The sequence below is a fragment of the Novosphingobium sp. HR1a genome, assembly GCF_015594425.1.
GTDB classification, from domain to species: domain Bacteria; phylum Pseudomonadota; class Alphaproteobacteria; order Sphingomonadales; family Sphingomonadaceae; genus Novosphingobium; species Novosphingobium resinovorum_A.
Genome location: NZ_JABXWS010000036.1, coordinates 57,549 through 70,571 on the forward strand (window position 1 = coordinate 57,549; position 13,023 = coordinate 70,571).

Sequence of the window (13,023 nt, forward strand, 5' to 3'; positions counted from 1 at the left end):
TTCACTCCATCACCAGCACCACGCGGCCCGCAGCCTTGCCTGAAAATGCCGCGTTCATGGCGGCGGCGTAGTCCTTCAGCGGATACCTCTCGGCAATCGCGGGAGAGAACGCGCCCTCGCCCGCCAGTTCTATCACCTTTCGCCGCATCGCCTCGGCTTCGGCCGGGCGCCGCAGAGCATGGTCACGCATCTGCACGCCGATGAGGCTGGCGGACTTCAGCAGCGGCAGGTTGGTGCGCAGTGCCGCGATCCCGGCGGTGAAACCGATGACGAGGTGACGGCCGTCATATCCCAGGTTGCGGAATGCGGGCTCGCTCGCCTCGCCGCCCACGGGATCGAAGACGATGTCGACGGGCTTGCCGTCGTTCGCCGCGATGACCTGCTCGCGCCAGTCTTCGGCGCCGGTGGTGACGACCGCATGCGCCCCGCCCGCCAGTGCCGCCGCCTGCTTCTCCGGACTGGATGCCGAGGCGATGACGTGCAGGCCAAGATGCCTGCCGACCTGGATCGCCGCGTATCCGGTCCCGCCCGCCGCACCGAGCACCAGAAGCGTCTCGCCCGGCTTCGCGCGCCCGCGATCGGCCAGCGCGTAGTAGGCGGTCTGGTAGTTCACCGCGAAGACGGCGGCCTGCTCGAAGCTCATCGCTTCGGGCACTTTGACCATGTTCGCTGCCTTGAACAGGTTGGCCTCGGCGAACAACCCGCCGAGCCCGCCGCAGAACACGCGGTCGCCGGGGGCGAGGTGCGTCACGCCCGGCCCCACCGCCTCGACCACGCCCGCCGCCTCGCTTCCGGGGATGAAGGGCAGTGGCGGCTTGAACTGGTAATGCCCCATCGCGGTGAGCACATCGACATAGGACACACCAGCGGCCTTGATGCCGACGCGCACCTGACCCTCGCCGGAAGCGCCGGGATCGAACGCTTCGAGGACATAGCTCTCCGGCGGCCCGAAGGCGCGGCCGATGACCGCGCGCAGGCTCAATGCTGCCCCCCGTCGCAGCGCACGATCGAGCCCGTCACGTTGACCGAGGCAGGGCTGGCCAGGAACAGCGCGGCGGTGACGATCTCCTCCGGGTTCGCCGCATGCCCGCGCGGGATCGGGATCGGCCCCTGCCCCTTGTCGGGCCATGCCTCGACAATATCGGTGCGGAATGCGCCCGGCGAGAGCGTGTTGACCCGCACGTGCGGCGCATATTCCCACGCCAGCGAGCGGCTCATCGCATTGAGCGCGGCCTTGGACGAGCCGTATGTCACCACCTGCGGTAGCGGCATCATCGAGCCCGAGGAGGTCACGTTGATGATGCAACCGCCCGGCCCTCCTGCCTCGGCGCGGTCGAACATGCGCTTGCCCACCAGTGTCGAAAGGCGGAACGGCCCCTTGAAATTGAGGTTGAGGACGGAATCGAACAACTTCTCGCTGACTTCGTGGCTGGGCATGCGCGGACTCATCCCCGCATTGTTCACAAGGATATCCACAGCCCCGAAAGCGGCGTAGGCCTCCTCGACCAGCCGCTCGCATTCGTCCCAGCGGCCGACGTGAGCGCTGATCGCCATCGCCTTGCGGCCAAGACCGCGCATTTCCTCGCGGACCGCCTCGCAGGCTTCCAGTTTGCGGCTGGCGACGATGACGTCGGCGCCGCGCTCGGCGAAAGCGCGGACCATCTGGTAGCCCAGCCCGCGCGACCCGCCGGTGACGAGCGCGACCTTGCCGGTGAAGTCGAACAGCGGGTCCATCTCAGGCATCTCTCGCGTTCGGGTAGCGCTCCAGCGCCTTCGCGGTGCGCGTCGGGATATGCTCGGTCGGAAACATCCCTTCCGCCGGCCGCACCCGCTTGAGATAGGCGCGCGCCAGTTGCGAGCGGTGCGCGTCGGTCGGCCCATCGGCGAAGGCCAGCGCCATGTTACCGCCGTACCATTTGGCCAGCGGCATATCGAGCGAGATGCCCAGCGACCCATGCACCTCCAGCGCCCGCCCGACGACGTTCGCATAGACCGAGGCCATCGCCACCTTGCACATGCCGATGTGCTTGCGCGCCGCGCCGTGCTTCAGGCGGCCCGCCTCGATCTCGTCGATCAGCCATGCGGTCTTGAGCACCAGCAGGCGGAACTGCTCCAGTTCGATCACCGAATCGGCGATCTTGGCCTGCACCAGTTGGTGATCGCCGAGCATCGCGCCCTTGGTCCGGCGCGAGACGGCGCGTTCCAGCATCATATCGAGCGCGCGGTTGCACATGCCCACCGTGCGCATGGCATGGTGGATGCGCCCCCCGCCCAGCCGCGCCTGCGCCACCTTGAACCCCTCGCCCCGTCCCCCGAGCATATGATCGAGCGGCACCCGGACCCGGTTGTAGCGGATGTGCGCGTGATGCCCGTTCTCGGGATCGAAGTCCCCGGCGATGGCGACGTTACGCAGGATCTCGATCCCCGGCGTGTCGGCGGGAACGACGAACATGCTCATCCGCTCGGTCAGCGGGGCGTCCGGATCGGTGACGGCGATGACCAGCAGGAAGCTGGCGAACCGGGCGTTGGAGGAGAACCACTTCTCGCCCTCGATCACCCATTCGTCGCCCTCCTGCACGGCGCGGCATGTGAAGACGTCGGGGTCGGCACCGCCCTGCGGCTCGGTCATCGAGAAGCACGAGACGATCTCGCCGGCCATCAACGGGCCGAGGTACTTCTGCTTCTGCTCCGCCGTGCCGAACAGGGCGAGGATTTCGGCATTGCCGGTATCGGGCGCGGCTGTGCCGAACACCGTCGGCGCCCAGGTGGAGCGGCCGATGATCTCGTTCATCAGCGCCAGCTTGACTTGTCCGTAGCCGGGACCGCCAAGATGCGGGCCGAGATGGCAGGCCCAGAGCCCCTGCGCCTTCACCTGCTCCTGCAGCGGCTTCAGGTGCCGCCGGGCGGCCGCGTAGGAGGGATCGAACTGAGCGCCCTGTTCGGGAAACAGCAGATCCATCGTCTCGCACTCGTCGCGCACGAAACGGTCCATCCAGTCGAGCCTGGCCTGGAATTCCGGGTCCGTCGAAAAATCGATCATCGTTCTCTCCCATTCCTCCCCCGGCGGGGGAGGAATTTACTGCATTCTCGCCACTTGCGCGGCGGTATCGCGGAAGCACTGCTCGACGATGCGCGCGAAGAAGCGCCCCGTCTCCTTCGGCAATATCCCCGCCTCCGCCTGCGCCACCTTGTATTCGAGCAGGCACCCGGACTTGAATTTCGAGAGCACCGAGAACCATTCGAAGTCGCGAATGTCACGCCCGGTCCCCGCGCAGTAATAGCGCGCCAGTTCCTGCTTCGTCGGGAAGTTGGCCGGGTTGTTCAGTGCGGTCGGGAACTCCCGGTCCGGATCGTCCTCGTCGCGCATGCCGCCGGTGAACCAGCCCATGTCGATCATCGGATCGCCGATGGTGGACAGCTCCCAGTCGATCATCGCGGCAAGGCGCGCCGGAGGGCCGTGGCGGAACATCATGTTGGGGGTGCCGACGTCGCCGTGGATGATCCCGCGCACTTCCTCCGGCATCCGCGCGTGCCGCAGCCAGTCCTCGGTTTCAGCATAGCCTTCGAGCATGCGGCCCTCGTAGCCGTAGCGCTCCTTGTAGGACGCCAGCTGGCCCGCCCAGCGATCGACCTGCCGTTCCAGGAACCGGCCCGGCTTGCCGTAGTCCCCCAGCCCGATCGCCTCGTGGTCGACGTTGGCGAGCGCGATCAGCCCGTCGACGATGGCGAAGGGGATGCCGTATTCGCAAGGCATCGTATCGAAGGGCGGCTCGTTGTGAATCTTCTCGCCGCGCAAGTTCGGTGCCCAGCCCTCGACTTTCTCCATGACGTAGAACGGCGCGCCGACCACGCTGTCGTCGGAACAGGACCCGTAACACACCGGATGGGGCACCTGAGTGCCTTTGAGTGCCGTCAGTATGCGTGCCTCGCGCAGCACACCCTTCTCCGCTCCCGGCGGCGGCACGGCGGGTGGACGGCGCATGACCATCGGCTTCTCGCCCCGGTCGATCGTCAGCACCACGTTCGACGTGCCCCCCGAGAGTACCGCGGTGCGCAGCGGCCCCGTGCCCAGTTCGGGCACGAAGGCGTCCAGCCATTCGGTCAGCGGCCCGACTGGGGCCAGCCGGTCGAGATCGGCGTCCATCATCCTCTCCTCAGCGAGCGCGGAAATGCGCCTCTATCTGCCTGCGCACCGCGCGCAGCGCGGCCGTCGCGGCCGCGACTTCCTCGGAATCGAGCATCAGCCGCGCGGCCAGTGCATCGGCGCGCGCGTCGATCTGACGCTTGAGCGCAGCGCCCTTCGCGGTCGGACGCAGCAGCATGGCGCGCTTGTGTGCGGGATTTTCGAACGTCTCGACCAGCCCGGCATCGCGCAGGGCATTGGCGGCGCGCTGCACCAGCTGGCGCGCATGGCCCATCGAGCGGCCGATCTGCGCGACGGTGGGGGCGTCTTGCGCCTCCACCACCGCGGTGAGCACCATGTGTTCGCTGTCGTTGAGCGCGCATCCCGCCCGCGCCTCGCCGAAGACGCTGCGCAGGCGGCCGTTCAGGCGGATGGTCTCATCGACCAGTCCTACCAGCGGATGACGCGACTCAGATACTCCCGTTTCCATGGAAACGGGGTGTCATGTTGACACGATCGTGTCATTTCTTTGGAGGCGCGGCCTCGTCAAGCATCGCCCGGGCGACATGGAGGAACGCCGCCGTGTCGGTCTGGGCCGAAGGGATCGCCTTGCGGAACGTCGCGAAGCCGTGGATCAGACCCTTGCCCTCGAAATAGGCGGTCGGCACCCCGGCCTCGACCAGTTTGGCGGCATAGGCACGCCCCTGGTCGCGCAGAGGATCGAGCCCCGCCGTCACCAGCACCGTCGGCGGCAGGCCCGCCAGATCACCGAGGATCGGCGAGGTGCGCGGACTCTTGGGATCGGCCGCATAGTGCTCGGTAAAGCTCGCCATGCTCTTCGCGTCGAGCATGTACCCCTCGGCGAACAGTTTCGAAGAGGGATAGAGCTTGCCGAAATCGGTCGCCGGATAGATCGGGATCTGCATCACCACCGGCACGGCCGCAGGCTTGTCACGCAGCGCCGCGGCAGTGACGAGCGTAAGATTGCCGCCCGCGCTGTCGCCGCTGAGGATAAGGCCGGTAAACGCGCGCCCGAAGGCCTTGCCGTTGGCCGCCACCCAGCGCGCCGCCGCCTCGCCGTCGTCAGGCGCGGCGGGCCAGGGGTTCTCGGGCGCGAGGCGGTACTCGACCGACACCACCGGCAGGTCCAGTTGCCGCGCGATCTCCGCCGCAAGGCCGGCGTGAGTATCGATGCTGCCGAGCACGTAGCCGCCGCCGTGATAGAACACCACGACGGGGCCGGGGCCGCGCTCGGGGCGCGGATCGAACAGGCGCAGCGCCATCGCGCCGCCGGGTCCGGGCATCGTCACGTCCTTCGTCGTCACGTTCCCGATCGGCAGGTCCTGCTGCGCCATCGCCGCCAGCGCGGCGGGCGGCAGCTTGTGGATCTGAATCAGCAGTTCGCGCGTGAAAGGCGGGTTGGGCTTGGCGTAGAACGCCTTGAGATAGGCCGCGACGTCCGGGCGGACATCGGGCGCGGCGCTCGTTTCCTGCGCCGCCGGAACCGCCTCTCCGGACGCCACCGGCGCCGTTGCCAGCATCAGGGCCATGACACCGCAGCCTGCGAGGCTGCGCATACCCGCCATTCTCTTCATAGACTTCCCCTCCTGTTCGGCCGGCGGCACTACGGCAGTCCGGCCCCGGCGGGGATCAGTATACCCCGCCCTGCTCTTCCGCAAAGTTGCCCATGTCACCCGCCGCTGCCGCCGCATTCGCATCGCGCGCGTCGCGGGCGCTGCGGATCGAGGCCACCAGCGCGTCGCGGCGGCGGCTGAACTCGTCCTCGGCTGTGTACTGGCGCGGTTCGGTGTCGGGCTTGAAGGCCTCCCAGATTACCGAGGCTTTCGGCTCGTCGGTGGGCTCGACGCCCATGACGCGCTTGCCGGTCACGCGGTCGATACGGACCATGCGGATGCCTTGCGGCGCCACCAGCGGCTGGTGCGACCAGCGGCCCGGCGTCGCCAGCACCACGTCCTTGAATATCGGCGCAGCGATTCGGCCACCCTGCGCGTAACCGCCCAGCGAACGCGGCGTATCATAGCCGATGTAGACGCCGCCCACGTAGTCCTGGTTGCCGCCCATGAACCACACGTCGGTCGGGCCGTTGGTGGTGCCGGTCTTGCCGAACATCGGCAGCTTGAGGTCGCGCAGGCGCTCGGCCGTGCCGCGGGTGACGACGCCTTCGAGCATATGCACGGTCTGGTACGCCGTCGGCGCGTCCATCACCTGCTTGCCGACGCGCTGGATGCGCGGCATCGGCTTGCCGTCCCATTGCGCCATGTTGCAGGCGTTGCAGGTGCCCTTGTCGGCCCGCCAGATCACCTTGCCATTGCGGTCCTGCACGTAGTCGATCACCGAACCGGAGAACTGCACGCCGTTGTTGGCCAGCGCCGCATAGGCGTTGATCATGCGTCCCACCGTCGTCTCGCCCGCGCCGAGTGCGAACGACAGGTACTTCTGGTAATCGCCGATGCCCATGTTGTGGAACGTGCGCGTGACCTTGGCCATGCCCACGTCGTTGGCGATGCGCACCGTCATCAGGTTGCGCGACTGTTCGAGGCCCCAGCGCAGCGTATGGCTGCCCGAACCGCCCGCACCGCCGAAGTTGCGGAAGCACTTGTTGCCCAGCCCTGCTCCCTGGAACACGCAGAAGGTGCCGTCGAGGACCTGCGTGGCGGGCGTCATGCCGTTCTGCAGCGCGGTCGCGTAGACGAAGGGCTTGATGGTCGAGCCGGGCTGGCGTTCGGCCTGCGTCGCGCGGTTGAAGCTGTCGATCCCGGAATCGAAGCCGCCCTGCATGGCAAGAATGCGGCCCGAACCGGGCTGCTCGATGATCATGCCGCCGGACACCTCGGGAATGCCGCGAAGCGCCCAGGTGCTGCCGCCTACCGGCTGGGCCGCGACCAGATCGCCGACCTTGGCCTTGTCGGAAATACCGGTCAGCGTGGAAACGTTGCCGTCGGAGAAGCCGATGCGCCCCGTGCTGCCCGAGGCATCGAGAATGACGCCGACGCGCCAGTCCTTGTAGTCGATCGTCTTGTTGGCGACGACGAGCTGGCTCTGCCAGTTCTCGAGGTCGCTCAGATGCGCGATCGGCCGCACGAAGCCGCGATTGCCGTGATAGAGCAGCAGCCCCTTGCGCAGCGCATCACGCACCGCGACCTGCATCTGCGGATCGAGCGAAGTGCGCACCCAAAGACCGCCCGCATAAACGCTGTTCGGACCGTCTTCGGCCTTTTCGCCGTACTTGCCGATCAGGCGGCGGCGAACTTCCTCCAGGAAGTAGCCGTTCGAAGGTTCGTACGTGCTAGTGCGCTGGGTGACGAGGCCGAGCGGCTCCGCCTTGGCGGCGGCGGCGTCCTGCGCGCTGGCCCAGCCGTTGCGCACCATCTGGTCGAGCACCCAGTTGCGACGCTCGATCGCGCGGTCCTCGTTCTTCTTGCGGCCGTAGACTTCCGGCGCACGCGGCAGGATCGCGAGGAACGCGCTCTGGCTGAGCGACAGGTCCTCGACGTCCTTGTCGAAATAGGCGCGCGAGGCCGCCTGCACGCCGAACGAACGGCGTCCGAGCGGAATCTCGTTGAGGTAGAGTTCGAGGATCTGCTGCTTGGTCAGCACGCCCTCGATACGGCGGGCGACGATCATTTCCTTGAGCTTGCGCGTCACGGAATATTCGTCGCCGATCAGGATGTTCTTGGCGACCTGCTGGGTGATCGTCGAACCGCCCTTGGCGCGTACGCCCGAGCCGTACTTGGTGACATAATCCACCACCGCGCCCGCCAGACCACCGACGTCGACGCCGCCGTGCGTCCAGAACGTGCGGTCCTCGGCCGAGAGGAAGGCGTTGACCATCGGCCTGGGGAAATCGACAAAGCGCAGCTGCACGCGCCGTTCGCGGGCGTAAGAATAGACGATCTCGCCGTCCATCCCGCGCACCATCGTCGGCAGCGGCGGCTGGTATTCCAGCAGCTTGTTGGCGTCCGGCAGGTCGTGGGCAAGGAACACCCAGAACGCGGCGATGCCGGCAAAGCCTGCCATGCACAGATAGCCGAAACGGCGCATCCACTTGCGTTCGTGCCATGCCCTGCGCAGAGCGGCAAGGCGTCCCGGCCCATCGCGGCGGATGCGGTAGGTCGCGTCTTCGGGCGGCTGTTCGCCGGGATCAATCGCGTCGGTCATTGCGTGCGCCCTCTAGCACGGCGTTTTGGCGCAAGGAAACCACTCTCGTCGCAACTCTTCGTCGTCCCGGACGTGATCCGGGACCGCTGGCCGTAAACAGCCCACGAAGCTGCCCGCGTCCGGCCGCCCAAACACCGCCACCGGTCCCGGATCAAGTCCGGGACGACGCGTGCAGCCCGCTCAACCACCCGGGTTCCTTGCGAAATAGGCGCGGATCGCCTTCGCGCCTGCCTCTGCCAGAACCTGCTGCCCCTGCTTCGATCCCAGCGCCTGCGCGTCGTCGGGGTTGTTGATGTAGCCAGTCTCGAACAGGATCGAGGGCATGTCGGGCGCCTTCAGCACCGCCAGCGCAGCGGCTTCCGGCCGGTCGCGATGCATGCCAACGCCCGCGTCGCCCAGTTCGCGCAGCAGCAGCGTCGCGACTTGGGTGGAGCGCGCCTGCGCCCCGCGCTGCGAGAGGTCGAGCAGGATCGCGCCCACTTGCGCGCTCGTCTTCGACAGCTTGACGCCATTCACGCGGTCGGCTCCGTTCTCCCGTTCGGCGAACCGCTCGGCGGCCTGGCTCGATCCCTTTTCCGAGAGGACATAGACACTTGCCCCGCGCGCCGAATCAGCCTCGGCGCTGTCGGCATGGATCGAGACGAACAAGTCCGCGTTCAGCCGCCGGGCGATGTCAGGGCGATCGGCGAGCGCGATGAAGCGGTCGGTGTCGCGCGTCAGGGCCACGCGCAGGCCGCCGCTTGCCAGCAGCTTCTCGCGCAGCGCCAATGCGATCTGCAGCGCCACGGCCTTTTCCTTCAGCGCTCCTGCCCCCGCGCCGGGATCGAAGCCGCCATGGCCCGGATCGATGACCACCAACGGACGGCTGGCGTCGGGCGGCCCATCGACGCGCGGCAGGTCGATCGGCGCGTTCACCCCGGGCAGGTCGAAGCGGATGACGTAGTCGTAGCCCCCGGCCCGCACCGGCCATACCCCGCTCACCGCGAACGCGGCGGCAAGCACCGCCAGCGGCGCGATGAAGACGAGGATCAACTGCAAGGTGCGCGACATTTGCGCCAAGGACTAAGCCGCGTTTGGCGGGCGGGCAATCCTGCGCCCCCGCGCTTTCCCACAGGCTGGTCAGCCGCTCCGCCCCGGGCCGATGCCCGCCAAATTCCAACGGTCCAAGCAACTTGCCGTCTTGCGTCATGAATGCTAGGCCAGCAGAACCGAGGCGAGGAATGCGCGTCGGTCCTCGCAATCCGGCAATACCATAACCATATGGCGCCGGACAGGACCGGCAGAGCCAGACGCAAGCCTCGGTCCAGGGAGCCGGAAATAATCCTTTTTCCGGAGTGCCTTATCAGGTTGAAGTGAGCCATGAGAAGCCAGTTGCCGCCTTGCCATTCGACGCCCGAAAGGGCGCGGGCGGCGTGGTCGCAACTTTCCGCGCGTTCTAATACGCCGCGCGTGTCTTCGCTCGCAGACGCACATGCTGCCGCACATGCTACTGGGGCAGCCACTACTTTCGCCGCGCATGGAGCGCTGGATTGCTCCACCATTGCGCCAAAACTCGCCCCCTCAGTTTGGAACGCCGCCCCAAGTGGCCGCGTCGTGATTCTGCGGGGCGCATTCGCCTACAGTGAACATACGCGCATCCGCCAGGCTGATCCGGCCCGGCGTCGACGCGCACGGAGAATACCAAATGGCAACCCGCATGCTGATCGATGCGCGCCACCCGGAAGAAACGCGGGTGGCGGTCGTCAAGGGAAACCGCATTGAAGAGTTCGACTTCGAGTCGACCGAACGCAAGCAGATCAAGGGTAACATCTACCTCGCGAAGGTGACGCGCGTGGAGCCTTCGCTCCAGGCCGCGTTCGTGGACTTCGGCGGCAACCGCCACGGCTTCCTCGCCTTCAGCGAAATCCACCCGGACTACTACCAGATCCCCAAGGAGGACCGCGAGGCCCTGCTGGCGGAAGAAGCCGCCCATGCCGAGGAAGAAGCCGCCCTGCGCGCCACCGAAGGTGACGACGAGGACGAAGACGGCGACTACAACGACGATGGCGGCCTCACCGAGGTCGATACGTCCGAGAAGGACCATGTCGCCACGATCGAGGACGGCGCGGTAGAGAACCCGTTCCACGCCGACGACGAAGGCGAGCACGAGGGCGAGCACGGCGACGAAGAGTCCGAAGGCAATAACCGTCGCGGCCGTGGCCGTCGCCGCCAGGGTGGCCGTCCCTCGGGCCGCTCGAAGGAAGCCGACGACCTGCGCGCCAAGCGCATGGCGCTGCGCCGCCGCTACAAGATCCAGGACGTCATCCAGCGCCGCCAGGTGCTGCTCGTCCAGGTCGTCAAGGAAGAGCGCGGCAACAAGGGCGCGGCCCTCACCACCTACCTTAGCCTCGCGGGCCGCTACTGCGTGCTCATGCCGAATTCGAGCCACGGCGGCGGCATCAGCCGCAAGATCAGCTCGGCCTCGGACCGCAAGCGCCTGAAGTCGATCATCGCCGAAATGGACCTGCCCCGCTCGATGGGCTGCATCGTCCGCACGGCGGGCCTCCAGCGCACCAAGACCGAGATCAAGCGCGACTTCGACTACCTCGCCCGCCTGTGGGACGAGCTGCGCGAACAGACCATGCGCTCGGCCGCTCCGGCGCTGATCCACTCGGACAGCGACCTCATCAAGCGCGCCATCCGCGACATCTACAACCGCGACATCGAGGAAGTGATCGTCGAGGGCGAGGCCGGCTACCACGCCGCCAAGGACTTCATGAAGCTCCTGATGCCCAGCCACGGCCGCAAGGTTAAGCCTTACGCCGATCCCGTCCCGCTGTTCCAGCGCTTCGGCGCCGAGGACCAGCTGACCGCGATGTACGACCCCGTCGTGCAACTGCGTTCGGGCGGCTACATCGTCATCAACCCGACCGAGGCACTGGTTTCGATCGACATCAACTCGGGCCGCGCCACCAAGGAGCACGGGATCGAGCAGACGGCGGTTGCCACCAACCTCGAAGCCGCGGCCGAAATCGCCCGCCAGCTGCGCCTGCGCGACATGGCCGGCCTCGTCGTGATCGACTTCATCGACATGGAGTACGGCTCCAACGTCCGCAAGGTCGAGAAGGCGATGAAGGAAGCGCTAAAGAACGACCGCGCCCGCATTCAGGTCGGCCGCATTTCCAGCTTCGGCCTGATGGAAATGAGCCGCCAGCGCCTGCGCACCGGCGTTCTCGAAGCGACCACCCGCTCGTGCCCGCACTGCGACGGCACCGGCCTCGTCCGCACCGCCAGCTCCGCCGGTCTCTCGGCGCTGCGTCTGATCGAGGACGAGGCGGCCAAGGGCAAGGGCATCGTGGTCTCGCTGTTCGCCTCCACCGAGGCGGCGGTCTACATGCTCAACGCCAAGCGCACCGACCTCGCCGACATCGAGGAACGCTACGGCGTAACCGTCGAAGTCATCCCCGAGGGTGAGAACGAAGGCGCCAAGATGCGCGTCATGTCGTCGGGTCCGCGCAACGAGTTCGTGCCCCGCTTCGAGCCCATCGCCGAGGACGTCGAGGACGACTTCGTCGAGGAAGAGTACGAGGACGAAGAGCTGGAAGCCGAAGAGGCTGCCGAGCGCACCGAAGCGTCCGAGGACGGTGAAGGCCGCCGCAGCAAGCGCCGCAAGCGCCGCCGTGGCCGCAACCGCGATCGCCGCGAGGACGGTGCCGAGACCGCTGAGGTCGAAGCTGCCGACGCTTCGGACGAAGGCGACGACGCCGAAGACGAAGGCGAGAGCATCGTCGAAGCCGAGGGCACCGAGGCCGAGGGTGACGATACCAACGCACCCAAGAAGCGCCGCCGTCGCGGTGGTCGCCGTCGTCGCGGTCGTCGCGGTGAAGGCGAGGCCGAGAACGGTGCCGAGGGCGAGGATGCCGTGATCGGCGCCGAAGGCCTCGAACTGGCTGCCGAAGAAGCCGCGCTGCCGGTCGCCGATGGCGGCATCAGCGCCGAGCCGATCGTCCCGGCCGAACCGGTCGCCGAGGAAGCGCCTGCAAAGCCCAAGCGCACTCGCCGCAAGAAGGCGGACGTCGAGGCCGAAGCCGTCGTCGAAGCACCCGCAGCGCCCGAACCGGTCGCCGAGGAAGCGCCGGCAAAGCCCAAGCGTACCCGTCGCAAGAAGGTGGACGTCGAAGCCGAAGCCGTCGTCGAAGCGCCCGCAGCGCCCGAACCGGTCGCCGAGGAAGCGCCTGCAAAGCCCAAGCGCACCCGCCGCAAGAAGGCGGACGTCGAGGCCGAAGCCGCTCCGGCACCGGCTCCCGAGCCGGTTGCGGAAGAGGCTGCAGCAAAGCCCAAGCGCACCCGTCGCAAGAAGGCGGACGTCGAGGCCGAAGCCGCTCCGGCACCGGTCGCCGAGCCGGTCGCCGAACCCGAAGCAGTCGCCGAAGCCGCGTCGGCTGACGATGCCGCTCCGGCACCGCGCCGTGGCTGGTGGCAGCGCACTTTCGGCGAGTAATCGCCGACGGCTCTGAAACAAGGGCCTGAAAATGCAGACGCCGCGCGCGCCCTCAAGAGGTCACGCGCGGCGTCTTTGCGTTGAGGGAGCAGTCGATCCCCAACTTCGTCATCGCGAGCGCAGCAACGCAATCCAGGGCAACATTCACCGCTCCGGATTGCTTCGCCGCGCTCGCGATGACGACTTTCGAATGCACAAACCGCCCTGCCCTATGACATGTCGGAGTGGCTGCCAGTCCCCG

9 protein-coding genes are annotated in these 13,023 nt (G+C 67.4%); 1 reads left to right on the forward strand and 8 read right to left on the reverse strand.

The annotated features are described in order from the left end of the window. Position 1: 1 nt before the first annotated feature. The 8 genes from HWN72_RS08530 to HWN72_RS08565 form a co-directional block, all read right to left on the reverse strand. Entirely contained in the window at positions 2-982 is a 981-nt protein-coding gene (locus HWN72_RS08530; protein ID WP_008830588.1) for an NADPH:quinone oxidoreductase family protein, read from the reverse strand. After that, the gene (locus HWN72_RS08535; RefSeq protein ID WP_231958173.1) at positions 979-1,743 is read right to left on the reverse strand and encodes an SDR family NAD(P)-dependent oxidoreductase; all 765 of its coding nucleotides are present in this window, start codon (positions 1,741-1,743) and stop codon (positions 979-981) included. Before HWN72_RS08535 ends, HWN72_RS08530 begins: the two co-directional genes overlap by 4 nt. Beyond that, positions 1,736-3,040, reverse strand: a complete 1,305-nt coding sequence (locus HWN72_RS08540) for an acyl-CoA dehydrogenase family protein (RefSeq protein ID WP_008830586.1) — start codon at positions 3,038-3,040, stop codon at positions 1,736-1,738. The genes HWN72_RS08535 and HWN72_RS08540 overlap by 8 nt, the downstream gene beginning before the upstream one ends. A 36-nt stretch (positions 3,041-3,076) precedes the next feature. Next, complete coding sequence (locus HWN72_RS08545; RefSeq protein ID WP_008830585.1) at positions 3,077-4,144, reverse strand: phosphotransferase family protein; 1,068 nt, start codon at positions 4,142-4,144, stop codon at positions 3,077-3,079. Positions 4,145-4,154: 10 nt separating this feature from the next. Beyond that, positions 4,155-4,613: a MarR family winged helix-turn-helix transcriptional regulator gene (locus HWN72_RS08550; protein WP_008830584.1), complete on the reverse strand. Its 459-nt coding sequence runs from the start codon at positions 4,611-4,613 to the stop codon at positions 4,155-4,157. Between the two features lie 31 nt (positions 4,614-4,644). Continuing rightward, on the reverse strand, positions 4,645-5,709 hold the full coding sequence (locus HWN72_RS08555) for an alpha/beta hydrolase (RefSeq protein WP_008830583.1): 1,065 nt from the start codon (positions 5,707-5,709) through the stop codon (positions 4,645-4,647). Between the two features lie 64 nt (positions 5,710-5,773). Next, entirely contained in the window at positions 5,774-8,302 is a 2,529-nt protein-coding gene (locus HWN72_RS08560) for a penicillin-binding protein 1A (protein ID WP_069707742.1), read from the reverse strand. Positions 8,303-8,482: 180 nt separating this feature from the next. Continuing rightward, complete coding sequence (locus tag HWN72_RS08565; RefSeq protein ID WP_008829220.1) at positions 8,483-9,352, reverse strand: N-acetylmuramoyl-L-alanine amidase; 870 nt, start codon at positions 9,350-9,352, stop codon at positions 8,483-8,485. A gap of 634 nt (positions 9,353-9,986) precedes the next feature. Here HWN72_RS08565 and HWN72_RS08570 point away from each other — a divergent pair. Next, on the forward strand, positions 9,987-12,782 hold the full coding sequence (locus HWN72_RS08570) for a ribonuclease E/G (protein WP_069707743.1): 2,796 nt from the start codon (positions 9,987-9,989) through the stop codon (positions 12,780-12,782). Positions 12,783-13,023 lie beyond the last annotated feature (241 nt).